The following is a 19,821-nucleotide window of genomic DNA, read 5'->3' as shown; positions in this document are numbered from 1 at the left end:
AGCTCTCCTTTTCGAAGGTGTGGCGTGTCGGTGAGTATTACAGCCTGGGCTCTAGTCGGATAGATGAGTGTGGATGCGGCGGAAGTCGGATTCGCGGTCGCGGATGCGGAAGGGGAGGTCGTAGACGTAGGAGACGTCGGAGCCAGGGTGGGTGTGAGTGCGCTCCGATAATGGCATGTCCTCGTTGGAGGTAGGGCGATGGCGCTTCTCCCAGGCCTGGCGGACCGGAGTCGGCAGCTGGCGGCCGTTCGTATCGTAGACGTAGGCGCCCTGGCCACGGCCATGGTCGTAGTCATAGAGGACGGCAAACTGGGTGCGGTAGATCGTGCACAAGTCCTCGATCGGCACCCCCAGCATCATTGCCGCCATGACATCAATCTCCGTCTGGGCATTGCGACGATCCTCCGCCCGACGCAACGGCGTATCCGCTGTCCACTCCGGACCAATCGGACGCTCGTCATAGCGCTCCAGAATTGGAATATCAGTCAGGAACGACTCATCCCAGCACTCTGTCCACAGATCGGCGTAGGCATCTGTGAGGCAGTTCAGGCGAAGTGCCCTCAGCGTAATTTGCTTCGCTAGGGGTGAAGTTGAAGATGGTAGAGCAAGGCGACTGATTGCACGTTCGCGAATGTTGGTGTTTGCGCCTGCTCGAATCAATAGGTCGCTGAGCGGTGTGGATAATGTGGCTGCTACGAGTGGGGTATCGGAAGGTGTTTTAGAGGCTGCTGAGAAAACGCCGTCAATGTGTGCTGGACCGGGAGGAATGATTGCTGACGCAAGAGTTCTTTCTCCGGTCAGAGGGGCCATACGGCGCCAGGCGATGCGGTAGTGGTCGCGAGCGGGGGAGCCGTCCCAGTGGGTGTAGAGACGGTCGTAGGTGGCGCGGTCGCCCGCAGGCTTGTACTGGGTAACGGGCTGTGCGCTCGGGGCAAGTGCTTCCAGGTCGGTTGACGTCCAGTCGCGTTGGTTAGCCATTGTCCGGTTCGGCTGCTTGTATAACGGCGTGGACGCGTAGAGATGCGATCCTTGAATGATTGCGTCGTCCCAGGAAGAGGGGCCCCATGACCGGATAAATCTCCCCTTCTGGCGATCGATTGACTCGTCCCATCCTCTGGAGTGACGAAGTTCCAGTGAATTGATGCGTGGTCTGTGGGCAAGGGTTGCAAGCGTCCGTGATGTGGTGGAGTTGACGGTTGACACCATAGAAGTGGAATGCCAATCGCTGGATTCAGTGACGGCTTGCCAAGACTGAAGGGTCGGAATGTCAACAAGTTGTATGCGAGCCGAGTGTGGGCGGAGGTCCCAGAAGCCGGTGCGAGGATCTCTGAAGCCCGGTTCTTCTCCTGAACCATCGTGTTTGAGTGAACGCATTACAGTCTCTGGATGATAGAGAGATACTGCGTGTAGGAAGTAGGGGTCCTGTTCGGTGGAGTAGACATTAACGCCGTATTGTTTCTGGTTCTGGATGTCAAAGAGGTGAAGTTCATTGATGAACTGCCAATGTCGACGCAAATGACGGTAAGATGCTGCTCGAAGACTTTGAGTCTTCGAGTCAGTGAAATGACTTTCTAGATGGATGAGCCCCGACGTTCCGCCCTGGCTTTGGTGCTGCCACACCTGGCACATGAATGCGCGGTAGAGATCCGGCTGGCCGCTGAGGAGCGGATAGACAGCCGGTTCGCTCAGGAGCTCAGAGAGCACGATGACCTCAGCGGTTCCGTCAAGGACTGTGCGTAGGACTCCAGGACGAGCCAAGGTGTGTGGCATGCGTTCGTTCTTTGCGGTGACAGACGGCTTGTTGCTGAGTGACCACCAGGGATCTCCCTCAGAGAGAAGACCAGTAACATCGGTGCGGGGCCTCACCCACGGCGGGTTCCCCACTTGGAGGTCGAAGCCTCCGCGGGCGAAGACGGTGGCGAAGTCCAGCTCCCAGTGGAAGAAGCCCTGCGCCTCCGCCACCTCCTGGACCACGGCGAGCCACTGGTGCTCGTCAATGACCGCCTCCACCCGGCGAGCGCCGGCGAGACCGAGCTCAACCTCCTCCATGGTCTCCAGCTCCGCCCATGAGGAGGCATCCACCAGGGTTCCGTCGGTGCCCTTGGCGTCCTTGACCTGCTTACCCAGCAGACCCTCCAGGGCACCCAGCCACTCATCGAGGCTCGGCGGGGTTACCTCCGTGGTCAGCGGCCAGTACCACAGGGTGCACCACGCATCCATGACCAGCCGCAGCCGCCGATACGCCGAGCCCGGCGCCGCTAGATACGCCTCGATGTCTTCGCGGGACACCGTTGAACCGGCGTCGTCCTGCGTCTCGCGGCCCCACAGATCGATGCGCCGCGAGGCCTCCGTCTCCGCCACCCGCAGGCGCCGCAGGGTCATCTCCCACAGGACCTCCACGCGCCGGGCCAGGGCCGTCAGCCGCTCGGTCTGGGTCTTATTCGGTGCCTTCGTGGTCTCCCTGCGCCAGGCCTTGAGGGCCTTAAGCCGGCCGGCATCAACCAGGTCCCGCACCTGCTTGGGAACCTCCACCGCGCTGCCCCAGCCCTTGGCCGGCAACAGGAAGTGATGGATGCTCCCGGAGACGTCCAGTGCCCCACCGATCCGGTGCCGGGAGGCGGCATCGGCGTCGTCGACTGCGGCCGCCACCTGGCTCAGTGGCTCGGCCACCGGAGCGGCCGACAGCCAGGCCCGCTTCTTCAGCTGGGGGGTGAAGTACAGAGCTCGGCGCGCCCCCACCAGCGAGTTACCGCGCCGCAGACGCAGCCCGAACCACGGGGCCGCCAGCCCCTCCACCATCGTGTCCAACCACAGGGACACCTCCGCCAGCTCCACCGCCGTCGCATTGAGGTCCACTCCGTAGACCTGGTGCAAGGCGAGATACGCCTTCACCTTCGCCAGCTCCCGGGGCCGCTCCTCAGGATCTACGCGCCGGCCCAGCTCACGCTCACGCCGCGAGAGGTACTGCTCCGCCAGCTGTCGCACCGCCTCAATCGCGAAGGCCCCCGACCCCAGCGCCGGCTCACACACCGTCAGGTGCAGAATCTCCTCCGCGCTCGTCGTCCGCCCATCCTGATCCAGCAGCTCCTCCAGCGCCTGCTGCACCGTGAAACGCGTCAGCACCTCCGGGGTGTAGAAGGAAGCCGAGCGCTGCCGGTCCCGGCCGGAAAGCCGGTAAACGAACTGGCCCTTCTCATAGGTGACATTGCGGCGCTCACCCGTCACCTCATCCTCCACCGTCACGAAGTCCTTCTCCTCCAGGCCCTTCATGACGTCCTCGGGCACCACCCACGAGCCCTTCGACGCATCGCCGCCCGGCGCCACCTCCCACAGGCGCTCGGTGGCGAAGGACCCCGAGTAGCTCATGAGCCCCTCGTAGACGGCGCCCAGCTGGTTGATGCCCAGCTCCACATAGGAGATGAAGCCGCGGCCACTCTTGCCGTTCTCCCTGGTCAGCAGCAGGTGGCGCAGCACCCGCAGCAGCGCCCCGTTACCCAGACCCACCTCGTCGATGAGGGCGGTCGCCACCGGGCGGAAAAGGTCGGCGCGCATCGGCCGGAAGACCAGGCCGTCGAAGCTGCCCTCCTGCGCGGCCGGCACCTGCTCGTTGTGCCCCTCATCGACCAGGTGGAACAGGCGGTCCAGGGAGTCATAGATGTGCGTGCCCGCCTGGGCCGACTCCTCATGCAGCTCCCTCAAGGCCAGCTCGCGCAGACGATCCAGGCCGTAGCCGGCGTCGTACTCGGTGGCGCCCACCGGCAGGACCCCCAGCTCGGGACTCGCCTCCGCGTACAGCAGGAAGATGATCCGGTAGATGTACCGCAGCGACTGCAGGGCCAGGTCCTGCGCCCGCTTTTGGGCCAGCGGCTCCAGCCCCCGGGCGGAGCGACGGCGCACCACCTCATTCGCGATGATCTCGATCGAGGCGCGCACGCCCTCACGCAGGTCCTTCGAGACCCCCACCGTGTGGGCCGCCGAGTCCTCCAGGGTGGCCGCCCACCAGGTCTCGCCCTCCGCCGTCGGCACCAGGGAGCGGGCATCCAGGCAGGTCAGGGCCCGCTCCACCTCGCCTCCGCGCGTGGTTTCATGGCGTTCGACGACGAGCTGCACGTTGACTGCCAGCCAGCGGCCCTCCGGCCACCGCTCCCGCTCCGCCACCAGCGCCCACTGGCCCGCCAGGACCAGGGCGAAGGCCGGACCGTGCTCATCGGTCATGAGCGTCGACAGCGCCCGGGACACCGACTCCACCGGCTCGGAGCCCTCCAGCACCGGGGCGTCAGGGTCGGCCAGATCCACCGGCTCCCAGGACTCGGCGAGCGTGGGGGCGTCCTTGACCAGCAGGTCCTCCACCGTCGTCACCGGGCGGGCCCGCAGCAGCGCCAACGGGGCCGGGCCCTCATCGCCCACCGGCCTCACCAGGGTCACCGGGCCCCGCTCGGTCAGGCGGTACTCCGGTGAGGCGAAGCCCAGGATCTCGCGCAGGAGCGCATCGAGCCGTTCGGCCGCCTCCAGGGCGGCACTGGTCAGGGAACCGGCGTCGTCGGCGGGAAGGGCCGCCAGCAGCTCTTCCAGGTGGGAGCGCTCGGAGCGGAACCGGGAGCGGGGCGTCGGCGTCGGAGCGGTACTGGGATCGGCCGGCTTCTCCAGGGTCTCCCACTCCTTGCGGCGCTCCAGCACCCGCGCCAGGAAGGACTCCTTGACGGCGTCGGTGGTGAAGTAGTGCTCGCTGATCCAGTCCTCGCCGACGACCAGCGCGTCCGATGCCGCCATCAGCACTCCCCTTCCGTCCCGAAGTCCTGTGGTACGACGACCAGCAGCGGGCGCACCAGCGTGTGCGCGGGCAGGTGCTGGTCCATGAGCTCGCGCTCCTGAGCCACCGTGGAGCGCTGCGCGCGCAGGTGGCGGTTCTGGATGAGGAGACCGGCCTCGTCATCCCAGGCGTTTGCGTGCTCCGCCCAGGCATCCACGCGCTCGCGCGCCTGGCGGCTCGCCGCCTGGACGGTCAGCGCCATCTGACTCTCGGCCGCGTCCACCGCCGGGGAGATGAGTTCCTCCAGCAGGCCGGTGTCCGTCACCGGCCCGGAGTTCCGCAGCTGACGGGAGATGCCCGCCGAGGCGAACATGGCGGTGGGGGAGTCGTGCACCTGCCCGATCGCCACCGGCTCGAACTTCCGGCCCGCAGCCAGGTCTGCGCCGGCTGCCGCCGGGTCCAGGTACGGGAAGGCGGCACTGACGCACACCATCGACACCGTCCTGCCCGCGCGGTTCGTCAGCGTCCCCAGTAGCAGGACGGTCGGCGAGTCCACATCGCCGCGCACCGCGAACACCGAGGAGCGGCCGAGCTTGGCCAGGACCCGGTCGCCGACCCAGTCCAGCACCGGGTGCAAGGGCCCCAGGTAGTGGGCCTCCGGCCAGGAGGAGTCCGAGGAGTCGCGCAGGGCCTCCGTGAGAAGACGCGCGCCCTTCGCCTGCGTGGTGGCCAGCAGCAGGTGCTCCTGGACGCGGCGCTCGCGCAGGTAGGACTGCGGCAGTACCGACAGGCGATGGCGCAGCCCCGCCGGGGGCACCATCTCCACCACGTGCTGCGGGCCGTGCTCGCGCCACGAGACGCCCCCGCCGCCGGTCTGGCGCTGCTCGGCCTCCTCGGGGCGCTCATAGAGCTCGGTGAGCGCCTGGCGCAGGTAGTCCAGCTGGGTCTCGTACAGCGTCGACGTCGGCAGCGGGGCGGCGGGCCGGGTGGGGGTGGCCGGAGCGGCAGCGTTGGCGGAGTCGGCCGGACCGTCCGGATCACCGGAATCGCTCGGATCGCCGGGTGCGGGGGAGTCGTCGGCACCGGCGAGTGCGTCGTCGCCGCCCCGGGCCTCGGCCGTACCCGTGAGCCTTGCGAATAGGGCGGCCATGGGGTCCAGAGCGAGTGCGTCGTCGGCGTCGGGCACGACCTCGTCAATATCCTCCCCGGCTGCCAGCGCCTCGCGGATCGCCGCCTCCTCCTTCTCACCCGAGTACAGGCCCATGAGGGAGGCGGCGTCGCCCAGGGCCCGGTGCGCCTGGTCCTCCTTCTCCATCAGGCGCGTGAGCACTCGCACGTCGCCGGAGAAGCGCGGGTCCGACGGGCTCAGCAGCAGCGTCGTGATCTGCGGGGAGACGCTCTGGCCGTAGCGGTCGATGCGGCCATTGCGCTGCTCGATGCGGATGAGCGACCAGGGGATGTCGTAGTGGACGAGCTCATGGCACTGGGCGTGCAGGTTGACGCCCTCCGAGGCGACGTCGCCGGTCACCAGGACGCGCACCGGCGTGTGAGCCTGGCGGAACTGCTCCACGATCTCCTGCTGCTCGACGTCCGACAGGCTCCCGTGCATGACCCGCACCGCCTCCGCCGGCAGGCGCAGGTCCTCGCGCAGGTGCTCGGCCAGCCAGGTCAGCGTCGCGATGCGCTCGGCGAAGACGACGACGCGCTCGGCCGAGGAGCGGGAGATGCCGATGCGGCGCAGCTCGGCCAGCAGCGCCTGGTACTTGCCCGAGGCCGTCGTGTTGGCCCGGGTGGCCAACTCGCGCAGGCGGGCCAGGGCCTGCGACTGCTCCGAGGGCTCCGGGCCGTCCGGGCCCGCCGCCCGGTTGCGGCGCCGGGACAGGCGCTCGTCGATCGTCTGGATCAGGGCCGCCGGTGAGGACAGGAAGGACTTGGCCAGGGTCCAGGCGAATAGCGAGTCGCCGCGCGAGCCTGCCTTCCGGCCGCCGGGCGGGGCGGCGCCGTCGCCGCCGTGAAGCCAGGTGCGCGAGAGCTCGCCCGCCACCGCGTCCTCAGCCGGGGAGGGCGCCACCAGCTTGTTGACCGGCGTCAGGCGCTCCTTCCACCGGCCGCCCACGACGTCGCGCACCTCGTCGGAGTGGCGGTGGCGGCGGATGACGAGGCGACGCACCGCCTCCTCGTCGAGGGAGCCGTCCGCGCGCACCGCCGTCGGCTCCAGCAGGCGGATGAGCTCGGCGAAGGACTTCGGGTCGCCGTTGTGGGGCGTGGCCGAGGCCAGGATGAGGGCGTCGGTCTGGCGGGCCAGGATGTCCGCGAGCCGGTTGTTGAGCGTGCCCTTGTTGGTGACGTTGTGGGACTCGTCGATGACCACCGCGTCCCAGCGCTGCTTGCGCAGATGGTTGAGGTAGCGGTCCGACTTCAGGGTGTCGATGGAGATGATCGCGCGGTGGAACACCGAGAACGGGTTGCGCGAGGCCGGCACCGAGCGGCGCACCCGCTGGATCCCCACCGAGTCCAGGCGCACGAAGGGCAGTGCGAAGCGCGACCACATCTCGTGCTGCATCTGCTCGAGCACGTGGCGGGGCGTGACGATGAGGATGCGGTCGCCCCGGCCGCGGCGCACGAGCTCGGCCAGGATCATGCCGATCTCCAGGGTCTTGCCCAGGCCCACGGTGTCCGCCAGCAGGATGCGCGGGCGCAGGTTCGCCGGGTCCAGGGCCTGGCGCACCGCCGTCAGCTGGTAGGCCAGGGGGTCCGCCAGGACATCGCCGACGACGGCCAGGTCCGTGGAGCTCGCCGGCAGCGCCGTCTTGCGCAGCGTCGCCTCCAGCCACAGGCGCGAGAGCCGATGTCGGGTGGAGGCGTCGGCGATGACGCGGGTGCGGCGCGGGTCCACCGGGACGATGCGGTCGATGCCCGCGAAAAACTGCGCCGTGGTGTCCCGGACCAGCTCGGACAGGCCCTGCACCGTCACCAGCGTGCCGTCAGAGGTCATGGAGACCTGGGTGACGAGCCAGTCCTCGTCGCGCACCCGGACCACGGAGCCCGGTGCGACGTCGAGGGACGGCGCAGGAGAGGCCACCGCCGGTGCGGGGGAGGCGGGAGGAACGACCGTGGTCACGAGAACGATCTTAGGGAGGGAACCGGGATCCTCGGGGCCATGACGAGCACATGATCAATCTGTGACCCGGTTCCGGGGTCGTGAGGGCGCGGGTTGCGGGAGCGGCTGGCCGCGCCTGGAGCCGCTTCCATTCCTGCGCGGTCACGAATGTGTCGCACCCTGAGGCTACTGTTCCCTCCGTAAGCATCCTTCCGTAAACAGCCGACGACGACGTCCGCGGGAGCAAGGAGTAGCAATGAGTATGAATAATGGGAGTGGGTCCTCGCTGGAGGCGCGAGGCGCGGAGGCGACCCTTCTCGAAGTGGAGCCCGGCGTCGCCGTCCTCCTCGGCGATCGCGTGCCAGCGGGATTGGAGGTCGAGCCCTTCGGGCTGGGGAGGCGTGGCGACCGTGAGGTCGTCCACGCGCTGAGCAACGCCGTCGGCGCCGCGAACCTTGCCGCACAGGGCATAGGAGGTCTCGCCTCCGTCCAGGGGCTGGTCAGGCTCGCGCCGGAGACGATCCGGAACCTCGGGACCATGCAGACCGTTGCGAAAGACGGCTACTACCTGGGCACCCTGACCCGGGGCGGCAGATTCGCCGCATCCGTTCGCTGGGCGCCGGCGACGGGTGCCCAGATGGGCGCCATCGTGGCGAGCCTGGGCCCCGCTCTCGCCCTCCTGACGATCGGCGCGCAGCTCACCGCGACCTCGAGCAAGGTCGATGAGAACATCGAGTTGACCCGTGACGTGCTCAGGGCCCTTCGTGAGGATCACTGGAACAGGCTCGGCGGGCTGTGCGACACCATCGCCGGCGCCGTTGGCGAGGCGCGCGAGGTCGGAACCGTCACGTCGCGAACCCTCGACCGCGTCAAGAGCCTTGAGGACTCGCTGCACAAGGAGCGCCGGGCCTTCGCCGGTTATCTCGACAAGCATCTGCAGTCGCTCGACGCCGGATACGCCGATCGGCGCGACTACCTGAGGGACAAGGCCGAGGAGATCGTCGCGGACGTCCAGGGCTTCGTCATGGCGGAGACCGCCTACTATCGCTACCAGACGCTCAGAGCCGCCGAGATCGCGGCCGACGACCATCGCTCCGCCGGGGACGACGAGCTCATGCGGCACCTCGCCAGGCAGATCCCGGCTGAGCGTCGTCGGTCGATGGAACTGATCGCCGGGGTTCTCGAGCAGCTCGACGCCCACTGCCATCTCGCCGCCGAGTCGAGTGGGCGGACCTGGAGCCTTCGCGACCTCAGATCCCGGCGTTCGTCCGGCGTCGACCGGGCGGTGAGCGCCATGATTGAGTACGTCGACCGTCTGCGCGGTGCGGTCTATGAGGAGCCTCTCGTCCTGAGTCCGGGTATCAAGGTCGTCAAGGACGATGCGTCGAATCGCGCCCTCGGCATCCTCAGGTGGGCGCTGCCCCGCGAGGAGCCCCTCCTCGCCCTGGCCGAGGTCTCCCAGTGGCGTTTGACGGGCGCCGCCAGTTACCTCGGTGTTACGCCAACACGGTTCTTCCTCACATCGCAGTCGGCTCTCACCGGGGACGGGAGCATCGAGCGGAGCGTTTCCCTGTCGGACCTGCGTTACGTCCGTCTTCGGATGGAGAAGGAGGGAGCGACTCTGGACATCATCACGAGGGACGAGAACATCACCGTGAGCTTCGACGATTGGGCCGTAGACGACGCTCACGCCGAAGAGGTCCGCCGTGTGGCGGATCTGCTCATGGCCTCGGTGAACCTTCCCGAGAAGGAGCGGCGAACCGCGCCGGAGCTCCAAGAGATCACGAGCCGTGGCCAGATGGTGGCGATGGAGCCGTCGACGGTCGGGCGCGGCGGGGAGTGTCCAGTCACGACGCACTGATCTCATGTTCAGGATGACGACCATCAAGGTCGAGACCAGCGCCTGCGACGGCGTCCGTGCGCTCGCGGAGCGTCAGGGCGTGACCATAGTGTCGCGGGTGTCGCGGGTGTCGCGATCCGCCGGATGACGGCGCTCGTCGACCGCGGTCCTGCCCTGCTGAGCCGCGTACTTCGCCCCTTCGCCCTGTGCTGTACACCTGGAAGGGTAGAAGCACTGGTCTAAGGGTCGAAGTACGCGGCTGCACTGGCCGGTCACCTGTCCTGCCGGGCCTGGTGCGCGAGGAACTCCGCGTAGGGCCCGGCCTCCCCTGCGGGTCGCGTACGGCCGGGTCGTCAGTCGTCGATGCGAAGGACGATTGTCCGAATCTGCCACAAAGGCCGCCGCAGGGCCCGAGCGGCTGGCATGAAACTGCATGATTCCGCGGTTCTGTCGAGCGCGTTCGAGAGGTGTGAGCCTCTTTGTGGCAGATTCGGACACGGAGGCCTCCTGGCGGGGCCCGTTGGAGCCCGCCAGGGGCCCGGGAGCACGGATGCGGGCGGACGGGGGCGCGGACGTCGAGGCTCCGGTCGATGTCACCCGGCAGCTCGCCGGGAGCGGCCCCGAGGCTCCGAAGCCCCCCCGCGCTCGCGGCTGCGGCGCGGCCCACTCGGTGGCGAGCTCGCGGGCTTTGTCATGCGTCCCGCGCTCGCGGCTGCGTCGCCCTGCGTCATCGCGACAGCGGAGGCGCCGCCCGTCAGCCCTCGGCTCCGCCGGCGGCCTGTCGGGGCTCGGCGGTGCAGGTGGCGCCCTCCGCCGGGACGGTCCCGTTGACGAGGAAGCCGATCGTGGCCGCGCTGGCGCAGTTGCCGATAGCGCCGCCGTGCCCGTAGCCCTCGACGGTGAACAGGCGGCCGTTGTCCAACTGGCCGGCGAGGCTCTGGGCCCATGAGTAGAGTGTTTGGACATCGCCCGTGATCCCGACGACGAGGATCGGGTCGGAGCCCTCGGCGCGGGTCTGAGCGGGTGGCGTCTGCGTCCGGTGCCCCCAGCCGCGGCAGTAGGCGTCCATGGCGCTCGAGGTACCACCGAAGAAGGGGGAGGCCTTCTTCTCGGCGGCCGACTGCGCGTCCCAGTCGGAGGCGGTGTCGGCCGTGTCCGGGTTGTCGTTGCAGATGACCGCGGCGAGCATGATCTGTCTGTTCGCCTGGCTGGCCGCCGTCTCGACGGTCGTTGGCGGCGCCTCACCCGAGTTCTGCTTCGCTTTCACCATGAGGGTGCCGTCACGCTCGTTCATCGCCGGGGTGAGCATGGCGGTCAGCGCGTCCCAGTCCGGCTGTGCGACGGCGTGCTGCTGGATGATGCCGATGGCGTCCTGCGTGTTGACGGTGGCGCTGGAGTCCGGGGCGGCGAGAGGGGCCTGGTCCAGGCCGTCGACGAAGGCCGTCAGCTGGGCGATCGCCTCGTCCGTGGAGCCGGTCAGGGGGCAGTCGCTCTGGAGCTGGCAGTGCTCGACGTACTGGCGCAGGACGTCTTCCTTGAATGCTACTGTCTCGGTGTTTCGGTCGATCTCTCGTTTCGATGGATCGACGGCGCTGTCCAGGACGACGCGTCCGACGCGGCCGGGGAAGAGGTCGGCGTAGACGGCTCCGATATGGGTCCCGTAGGAGATGCCCAGGTAGTTCAGCGTCGCGTTGCCGTTCGTGGCGCGCAGGACGTCCATGTCGCGGGCGACGTTTCGGGTGCCGACGTGGTCGAGCAGCTCGGGGACCTCCGAGTGCTGAGCGCACCTGGCGGCGTTGGCCGTACCTCGGTCGATCTTCTCCTGGGCCGGAACGTTCTTGGATGTGATGCCCCTGAGCGGGTTCGTCGGGCTGATGTCGCCGTTGCCGGGATCCGTCAGGGACTGGTTGATCTCGTCGTCGGTCCAGCAGGTGATCGGGGTGGACCGCCCGACTCCCCGAGGGTCGAATCCGATGATGTCGTAGGCGGCTCGAAGCTCCTCGGGCGCTCGGGGCGCGTCCGCCACTGCCTCGACGCCGCTGCCACCCGGGCCTCCGGGGTTGAGGAACAGGGAGCCGTGCTCGGCGTCGCCGTCGGAGGCGGGAAGCTTCTTCAGGGCGAGCGTGATGGTGCGGCCGTCCGGATGCTCGTAGTCCAGGGGGACGGTGACCGTCCCGCACTGGAAGGGAGAGGTGCCGTCCGAGCAGTCCTGCCAGTCGATGGACTGGCCGTAGAAGCTCTCCAGTTCCTGGGGAACGTCACTCTGGGAGGAACTGGAGCTGCCGGTGGCGTCACCCGCCGGGGCGCTGGCCTGGGCGGTGGGTGCGGGCGCGGAAGCGGGTGCCGTGGCGCCGGCGGCCTGTGGCTGGCAGGCCGTCAGGGCGGTCGACAGCATCAGTACTGCCAGGGCCGCGCCCGCCTTCCGCGCGATGAGGGGTCTCGGTCTCATGGGGTGTGCCCTCCTTGCGGTGTCTGGATCGTCGTCGGTCTTCCTCTGCTGCCTGCCGCGGGCCGGGTCGGTCGCGGGTAGCTCGATGCCGCATGACCGGCTCATGCCTGCTGATGGGCTCCGCCCGGGCCGCGCTCCCGCAGTGCCCGGACGTTCGCGACGTTAAAGGCGCGGCGACGTCGACTTCCTCGACCGTCGGGAGGATCCCGGAGGTGTCGGTTCGCGGCCTCCGGGTGGACGAGGTCGACCTCCCGGCGGAGGGGGATGACGTCCGCTGTCCTCCTCCGGGAGGTTGCCGCGTCCGTACCCTCCGGCCCGTGCCCGGCTCCTCCGCCTGGGGGACGAGAACGGTCGTGAAGGCTCCGGGCCCGGAGCGGCTCAGGCCTTGGGCCAGGCGACGACCAGGCAGGCGCCGACGAAGGCGGCGCTCAGCCCCACCTGCATCCAGCCGAGCCAGGCCCGGCGACGTGGCAGGGCGGGCAGTCGCGTCCACGGCGTGATGCCCCGGACGACGCCGTACAGGCCGGGCGATGCAGCGACCGCCAGGATCCAGCCGGGCAGGTACGCCCAGGGTCCGCTGGCGGCGGCCGCCATGAGGCAGGCGATGAGTGAGGCCGCGCGGCAGACCACCGCCATGCGGCTGGGGACGCTCGCCGCGCGGGCGGTCGTGTACAGGCCCATGACGAGCGCCAGGATGGTGAAGGCGCCGAGGAGTGCAATCTCTGCCAGCGTCTCGGCCGATAGCGGCGCGTGCGCCGCCGAGGTCTTCTGTCCATCGGTCAGGAGAGCGGCGGCCAGGGCGGAGGCGGTCCCATCATTGTTCTGGTCGGTGAAGACCATGACGGCCGTTCCCGATTCCCTGTCGATGGCCAGATGGGTCATGTACTCCATCGTGATGCCGCCGTGGCTGATGATCGTGCGCTCCATGCCCGATGGCGTGAAGAGCCGCTCCGTGATGTAGGAGCTCCAGGAGTCGGCGCCGGCGGCGCGCGCGAGAGCCTCGCCCAGGAGAGAGATCCCCAGGTTGGAGTAGGCGAACTCACCGCGCTCGCCCAGCTCGGTGGTACGGGCACTGTCGATGAGCTGGTCGATGCTGTCGGTGAAGGGGTTCAGCCCGAGGATCTGGGCGCGCAGCAACCTGCCCATGTCCTGCGAGGGGAAGCTCGGGAGGCCGGATCGGTGCGAGGCGATCTCCTCCAGGGTGGCCTCGCCCGCCGGGGTTCCGGCGAGCTCGGGCAGGTGGGCGGACAGCGGGTCGCCGGCCCTGACCTCGCCGCGCGCGATGGCGTCGGCCTGGAGCTGGCCGGTGAAGGTCTTGGTGATCGAGCCGATCTCCATGGGGGTGGTGGACGTGTACTGCTGGCCGGAGGCGGCGGTGCCGATGCCGGCGTGGCGGGCGCCGTCGGCGGTGATGACGGAGACGTGGACGCCGCGGGCCTGGTAGTCGTCGGGCAGGAGGTCGATGACCTGCTTGGCCAGGTCCTGGTCGCCGGTGATGGAGGAGGTGTCCGCCTTCGGCGTGTGCGGTCCGGCGGCGAAGACGGCCAGGGCCAGGCAGGCCGCCAGGACCGCGCGGGCCCAGCGGGGGAGGAGGCCGCGCGGCGACCGGACCGGCGAGGTCGGATGGGAGCCAGGGGCGGGAGAGGCCGCGGTGCTCATGGAGCCAGGCTGCCACGGCGCCCTCGCCGGGATGATCCAGCCACCCGGTTGACTCATGTCGGGCCGGCCCGGCACAAGAGCGAGGGGCGAGCGCCCGAGGACCCTGACGAACGGGTGGACGAGCCGCTCGTCCGGTCCCGAGGAGATCACCGCCCGGACGGTGAAGAAGGCGGAGACGATGAGCCGGATCGTGGAGCTGGAGAAGCCGGACAGGGCCGCCGGGGCCCTGTCCCCGGCATTGCCGACGGCGAGATGGGCGACCCGCGCCCACGGTCTGGTCTCGCGTCTCAGGCCCGGTTCCGGCCCGCCTCTCGGCCGGGGAGCGCTGGCGTCGATGGCGATGGTGCCGGTGGGGAGCCGTTCGGCCGTGTCCGCGCCCGCCGCGCCCGCATCGGCGGCCTTCCGAACGATCGGGCGGGTGCCGTCGACGCTCATCCGATGTACCGAACCTTGCGCTCGAGCTTGGCCAGTGCGGCCTTCTTGCGCTCGTTCTTCTACCACTCGAACAGGTTGTCGCCGTGGGTGTCGATGGAGACGATGAGCGGGCCGAAATGCGTGATTCGGAAGGCCCACAGCGTCTCGGGCATCCCCAGGTCGCGCTATTGGGTGTCCTCGACCTCCTCGACGGCGGTGGCGGCGATGACCGCGTTGCCGGTTGGGAAGACGCGGTGCAGGGCGCCGTGCGTCCGGCAGCCGGTCTCGGTGCCCGGGTCCATACCGACCTTGACCGACCTTGCCGACGATGAGGCGCACGCCGGTGCGGGCGAGGCGAGCCGCCGGGAGGTGGGCGCGTGTCAGTATCGAGGCTGACCTTGCGCGGGAGTTGGGCCGCTTGTCCGACCGCGATAGGGCCCTTCGTGTGAGGGTGTGGTTGGGGTGGGCGGGTGCCGGTGGTTCGGTGTCTCGGGGTCCTGCGTGGTCGTACCCGGGGGCGCGCGGTCGTACCCGGGGGCGCGCGGTCGTACCCGGGGGCGCGCGGTCGTACCCGGGAGCGCGCGGTCGTACCTTAGAGCCTCTCTAAGGTACGACCGCGTGGAGTTGCGTACGACCGCGTGTGCCGGGGGTACGACCGCGCGGTTTTACGTACGACCGGGTGGGACTGCGTACGACCGCGCGGGGCCGATGGCGCACGGTGATGAACCGGTATGCGCTCCCGGGCGCTCCGGGCTCCGCAGGCCAGCGTCGCGCAGGTCGGCGGGGCGCGGCTGCGGGGCCTGTGGAATGCAGCAGGACTCATGCCGGTGCGCGTACCCGTTAGCAGCACGCGGCGAGCGCCCGGGCCTTGGCTCATTCGGGCGGGGCGTGCCCGAACCTGTTGCAAAGGAGCAGTCCGCCGGTATCGAAAGCAGAGGAAAGCCCGTAATACCAACGATTTCTCCTGTGCGTTCCGACTGGATCCGATCCCCTGGTCATCGCGCAGGAGGCCGTCTCGCCGGTGGTGGCACGTGAGGCCCAGATGTGCAGGACCCGCATGATTGTCTCGTCGCGGTGAGAGACGTAGCGCTGGTGGAAGACCGAGTTCGCGGCGGCGGTGGCGGCCGTCAGCAGGCGACGGCAGGCCGGGGCGTGCGCCCGAAGGCGCGGCCGGAAGGCCGTGTTGAGGGTTTTGACGCCGGGAAGCCGCTGTCTACGGCGAACTGCGCGATGCGGTGGCCGGTCCCGCCCGGGTCCCGGGTCGCCCGTCGCGGGCGGACGCGGGTGAGATCCTCCGAGAAGGTCGTGTCGACCTGCTGAGGGAAGACCTGGGACGGGTAACCGGGGGAGCCCACGTGCCGTACCGGGCGATCCAGGGTGACGCGTTCGTGGAAGGAGGTGTCGATGCGGGCCACGGCCCGGCGCAGCGCCCGATGGCTCTCGATCGCCGTCGGCGGCCCGGGGCGCCGGGCGCCGGGGGCTCGGGCGGGAAGTGGTCGAAGAGCGTGGCGACGACGTCGAGCAGGAGCGCCTCCCGGGCGGCGTCTGCGCCCGGGCCGGTGCGACGGGAGTCGGGCATTCCTGCGCGAGTCGGGCTTTTCGGCGTGAGTCCGACGACGCCGCCGTCGGACTCACGCCGAAAAGCCCGACTCGACGTGCGTGGCCGCGCGCGGGGCGCCGCGCAGCGCCGTACCACGGGCACCACCCACCACCCCACCGCCCGCGACACGCGCTCGGCGCCGTCCGACATTTCGTGATGTGATCTGCCGCACATGCCGGATCGAGGGGCGGGGAGCCTTGCAATCATGCCGAAAGAGGTCGTCCATGAATCTTATCGAAGTCGCCTTGACCACAATATGTTGTGGTTGCCAAAGGGGTTGGCACCTACATGATGTGTTGCACGAGTGTGGTTCGGTTGTAGGCTTCAGAACCAGCGTAGTTGCTCCAGGCACCCGCCCTGGGGGTCGGAGCGGCGCCTACCGTCGCCATGACGGCGTCGGTACTCGTTAACGGAAGCACTCTGGAGATGACCGTGTCAGACAGCAGCCAGATCCCCACCGCCGCGCATCTCGCCGCCGCTCACCCCGAGCTCGTGGCGCGCGGCTCCGCCGACTCGGCCGTCGCCCACGGCTCACGGCCCCAGGTCGATGCCGTCTCCACCATCACCGAGTACCTCGACCGCTCCGACTGGCGCGTCAACGCCAACGCCAACCAGGGCTACTCGCTCGGCGGGATGATCCTCAACACCTCCGGCAAGGTCATCGCCAACTACTGGCTGAGCCAGATCTACTCCCAGGAGGCGGGCGACGCCCACCGCGCCGGCGACGTCCACATCCACGACCTCGACATGTTCGCCGGCTACTGCGCCGGCTGGTCGCTCAAGAACCTCCTCCAGCAGGGCTTCAACGGGGTTCCCGGCAAGATCGCCTCCGCGCCGGCCAAGCACTTCTCCTCCGCCGTCGGGCAGATCGTCAACTTCCTGGGCACCCTGCAGAACGAGTGGGCCGGGGCCCAGGCCTTCTCCTCCTTCGACACCTACATGGCCCCCTTCGTCCGCCTGGACTCGATGACCTACGACCAGGTCCTCCAGGGCATGCAGGAGCTCATCTTCAACCTCAACGTCCCCTCCCGCTGGGGCACCCAGACGCCCTTCACCAACCTCACCTTCGACTGGACCTGCCCCGCGGACCTGGCCGACGAGCACCCCCTCATCGGCGACGAGCTGTGCGACTTCACCTACGGCGACCTGGCCGAGGAGATGGGCATGATCAACCGCGCCTTCATGGAGATCATGACCACCGGCGACGCCGAGGGCCGCGTCTTCACCTTCCCCATCCCCACCTACAACATCACCAAGGACTTCGACTGGGAGACGGAGAACTGCGAGCGCCTGTTCACCATGACCGCGAAGTACGGGCTGCCCTACTTCCAGAACTTCATCAACTCCGAGCTCGACCCCGGCATGATCCGCTCCATGTGCTGCCGCCTCCAGCTGGACCTGCGCGAGCTGCTCAAGCGCGGCAACGGCCTGTTCGGATCCGCCGAGCAGACCGGGAGCGTCGGTGTCGTCACCGTCAACATGGCGCGCCTGGGCTACCTGCACGCGGACGATGAGGCCGGCCTCGTGGCGGCCCTCGACCGTCTGCTGGAGATCGGCCGCGACACCCTCGAGCTCAAGCGCACCGTCATCCAGCACCACATCGACGCCGGTCTCTTCCCCTTCACCAAGCGGTGGCTCGGCACGCTCGACAACCACTTCTCCACCCTGGGCGTCAACGGCATGAACGAGATGGTCCGCAACTTCACCCACGACGCCTACGACCTGACCGACCCGCGCGGTCACGCCATGTGCGTGCGGATCCTCGACCACGTGCGGGACAAGATGGTGGAGTTCCAGGAGGCCACCGGCCACCTCTACAACCTCGAGGCGACCCCCGCCGAGGGCACCACGTACCGCTTCGCCAAGGAGGACCGCAAGCGCTACCCGGGCATCCTCCAGGCCGGCACGGACACGAACCCCTACTACACGAACTCCTCGCAGGTGCCCGTGGCCTACACCGACGATCCCTTCGAGGCCCAGGAGATGCAGGAGGAGCTCCAGACCAAGTACACCGGCGGCACGGTTCTCCACCTGTACATGAACGAGCAGATCTCCTCGGCGCGGGCCTGCAAGGAGCTCGTGCGGCGCAGCCTGACGGCCTTCCGCACCCCCTACATCACCGTGACGCCGACCTTCTCGATCTGCCCCACCCACGGCTACCTGGTCGGGGAGCACCTCACCTGCGAGAAGTGCGCCGCGCTCCACCCCGACGCCGAGCCGGTCGAGTGCGAGGTGTGGACGCGCGTCATGGGCTACTTCCGCCCCGTGCAGTCGTTCAACATCGGCAAGAAGGGCGAGTACATGGAGCGGCAGATGTTCACCGAGGGCGCCGCCGGCGCCCACGGGGCCGCCACCTCCCGGCTGAGCGCGGTGAGCGCGTGAGGACTCGCGACGGAGAAGGAGGGGCTCTGAGCGTTCGGCTGCCGGAGGACCTCAAGCGCCGACTTGATGACTTGGAGTACGCGTACGCGCTGAAGACGGAGGCGGAGGCGGTGAGGCGCGGTGAGATCAAGACGCGCCGACTCGACGAGATCGCGGCGGCCCTCGGTCTCGATGCCTGAGGTGAAGGAGGCGAGAGCCCGGTCGACCGGCCCTGCTGATGCTCTGGTGATCGCGGGGCTCGTGCCCATGAGCACCGTCGACTGGCCCGACCACCTCACCGCGACGGTCTTCCTGCAGGGCTGCCCGTGGAACTGCTTCTACTGCCACAATCAGGCGCTCATCCCCACGCGCACGCCCGGGGCGGTCGCCTGGGACGAGGTGCGCGCTCTGCTGGGGCGCCGCCGCGGGCTGCTCGACGGCGTCGTCTTCACCGGCGGCGAGGCGCTGCGCCAGGACGCGCTCGCCGACGCCGCTCGCGAGGTCGTCGAGGCGGGATTCCGCGTGGGACTGCACACCGCCGGCGCATATCCGCGGCGCCTGCGCGACCTGCTCGACTCCGGGCTCATCTCCTGGGTGGGGCTGGATGTCAAGGCGCTGCCCGAGCACTACGAGGCCGTGGTCGGCCGCCCCTCAGGTGGCGCGAAGGCCTGGGAGAGCCTGCGGGTGCTGCTGGAGGCCGAGGTGCCGTTCGAGGTGCGCACCACGGTCGTGCCCGGGGACGTGACGGCCGACGACGCCGTCGAGGTGGCCCGGAGAGTGCACGAGGCGGGAGCGCGCGTCTACGCCCTGCAGCAGGCGCGCGGCAGGGGGACGACGGGCGACTTCGCGGTGACCGCCGAGGGCTGGGACGCCGCCTGCGAGCGCATGGCCGCGTCGATCGAGGCACTCGGCTGGGAGCGGTTCACCTACCGGGCGGCGTGAGGGCATCCGCGGCGCCGCGTCCGAGCCGGCGCGCCCTGGCGGCCTCGGCGTCGATGGCGTCGTCCTTGCCGCCGCGGGTTGTCGCGTCTCCTTGGAGGGTGTGCAGAGGCCTACCGGTATCCTCGTGTTGTGAACGCGATGAGTTCGCCCATCGCCCGGATCGTCCCGATCCATCGCGAGGGGTCCTGGTATGAGCGCATGGTCCGCGAGGGCAGGGTTCGCCCGGCCAAGCGCGAGCGGCGCATCGTGAAGGTTTCGATGCTCGCCTTGTCAGCGCCTCCGTGGACGGAGTCGAACTCCTCGACATCGGCGACGACGTCATTGAGCGGGCCTGCGCCTTGACCGGGGAGTTGAAATCCCTCGACGCGATCCACCTGGCCACCGCGACGCTGTTGGACGACCCGCGGGACCCAATCACCGTTCTCACCCACGACGCCCGCCTGGCCGACGCGGCCCGGGCCCGTGGCCTCGCCGTCGTCGATCCGCTCGCGGCTTGAGGGAGGCCCACTCGGGCGCGTGCCCGAGTGGTCGGGGTCGCGCGACGCCGGTGCGAGCCCGACGACGGCGCCGCATCCCATTCCGTCTCCGTGCAGCTGCGCGCATTCGGGAGCAAATCGTGACGGCGGTATGCCCCACCCCGCCGCACGCGCGGTCGTGTGTGGGTGAGGCCCTCGAGGGCCGCAGCGCGTCGTCGGGACGGAAGCAC

The 19,821-nt window shown here is 69.1% G+C and carries 10 protein-coding genes; 5 read left to right on the top strand and 5 right to left on the bottom strand.

Features of this window, described 5'->3' with window-relative positions:
- Positions 1-51 precede the first annotated feature (51 nt).
- Together G448_RS0106315 and G448_RS0106310 are read right to left on the bottom strand one after the other, a co-directional pair.
- Positions 52-4,770: a hypothetical protein gene (locus G448_RS0106315; RefSeq protein WP_026407307.1), complete on the bottom strand. Its 4,719-nt coding sequence runs from the start codon at positions 4,768-4,770 to the stop codon at positions 52-54.
- Positions 4,770-7,871 carry a helicase-related protein gene (locus G448_RS0106310; RefSeq protein WP_245572212.1) on the bottom strand — a complete coding sequence of 1,034 codons (3,102 nt, stop codon included), beginning with the start codon at positions 7,869-7,871 and terminating at the stop codon, positions 4,770-4,772. The genes G448_RS0106315 and G448_RS0106310 overlap by 1 nt, the downstream gene beginning before the upstream one ends.
- Positions 7,872-8,112: 241 nt before the next feature.
- Between G448_RS0106310 and G448_RS0106305 the strand changes: the two genes are divergently transcribed.
- Positions 8,113-9,711, top strand: coding sequence for a hypothetical protein (locus G448_RS0106305; RefSeq protein ID WP_245572211.1), 1,599 nt, complete (start codon positions 8,113-8,115; stop codon positions 9,709-9,711).
- A gap of 733 nt (positions 9,712-10,444) precedes the next feature.
- On the opposite strand, the gene G448_RS0106295 is transcribed toward G448_RS0106305, so the two are convergent.
- The 3 genes from G448_RS0106295 to G448_RS0106275 all read right to left on the bottom strand — a co-directional run bounded on the left by G448_RS0106295 (position 10,445) and on the right by G448_RS0106275 (position 14,514).
- Entirely contained in the window at positions 10,445-12,139 is a 1,695-nt protein-coding gene (locus tag G448_RS0106295) for an alpha/beta hydrolase (protein WP_026407304.1), read from the bottom strand.
- 378 nt (positions 12,140-12,517) lie between these two features.
- The gene (locus G448_RS0106290; protein ID WP_245572210.1) at positions 12,518-14,233 is read right to left on the bottom strand and encodes a serine hydrolase domain-containing protein; all 1,716 of its coding nucleotides are present in this window, start codon (positions 14,231-14,233) and stop codon (positions 12,518-12,520) included.
- 164 nt (positions 14,234-14,397) lie between these two features.
- A complete protein-coding gene (locus G448_RS0106275) occupies positions 14,398-14,514 on the bottom strand; it encodes a tartrate dehydratase subunit beta (RefSeq protein ID WP_026407303.1) in 117 nt (38 codons plus the stop codon).
- 1,724 nt (positions 14,515-16,238) lie between these two features.
- On the opposite strand from G448_RS0106275, the gene G448_RS0106265 reads away from it, so the two are divergent.
- From G448_RS0106265 to G448_RS15365, 4 genes are all read left to right on the top strand, one after another.
- On the top strand, positions 16,239-18,194 hold the full coding sequence (locus G448_RS0106265) for a ribonucleoside triphosphate reductase (RefSeq protein WP_026407302.1): 1,956 nt from the start codon (positions 16,239-16,241) through the stop codon (positions 18,192-18,194).
- On the top strand, positions 18,191-18,373 hold the full coding sequence (locus tag G448_RS18730) for a hypothetical protein (RefSeq protein ID WP_245572209.1): 183 nt from the start codon (positions 18,191-18,193) through the stop codon (positions 18,371-18,373). Before G448_RS0106265 ends, G448_RS18730 begins: the two co-directional genes overlap by 4 nt.
- Positions 18,366-19,115, top strand: a complete 750-nt coding sequence (locus tag G448_RS0106255) for an anaerobic ribonucleoside-triphosphate reductase activating protein (protein WP_026407301.1) — start codon at positions 18,366-18,368, stop codon at positions 19,113-19,115. The genes G448_RS18730 and G448_RS0106255 overlap by 8 nt, the downstream gene beginning before the upstream one ends.
- Positions 19,116-19,396: 281 nt before the next feature.
- Positions 19,397-19,612, top strand: a complete 216-nt coding sequence (locus tag G448_RS15365) for a PIN domain-containing protein (RefSeq protein WP_245572208.1) — start codon at positions 19,397-19,399, stop codon at positions 19,610-19,612.
- Positions 19,613-19,821 lie beyond the last annotated feature (209 nt).

Origin of the sequence: Actinomyces gerencseriae DSM 6844 (genome assembly GCF_000429265.1) — a bacterium.
GTDB lineage: Bacteria > Actinomycetota > Actinomycetes > Actinomycetales > Actinomycetaceae > Actinomyces > Actinomyces gerencseriae.
The sequence above is the reverse complement of the archived record's forward strand: the minus strand, read 5'-3'. Positions and strand labels throughout refer to the sequence as shown.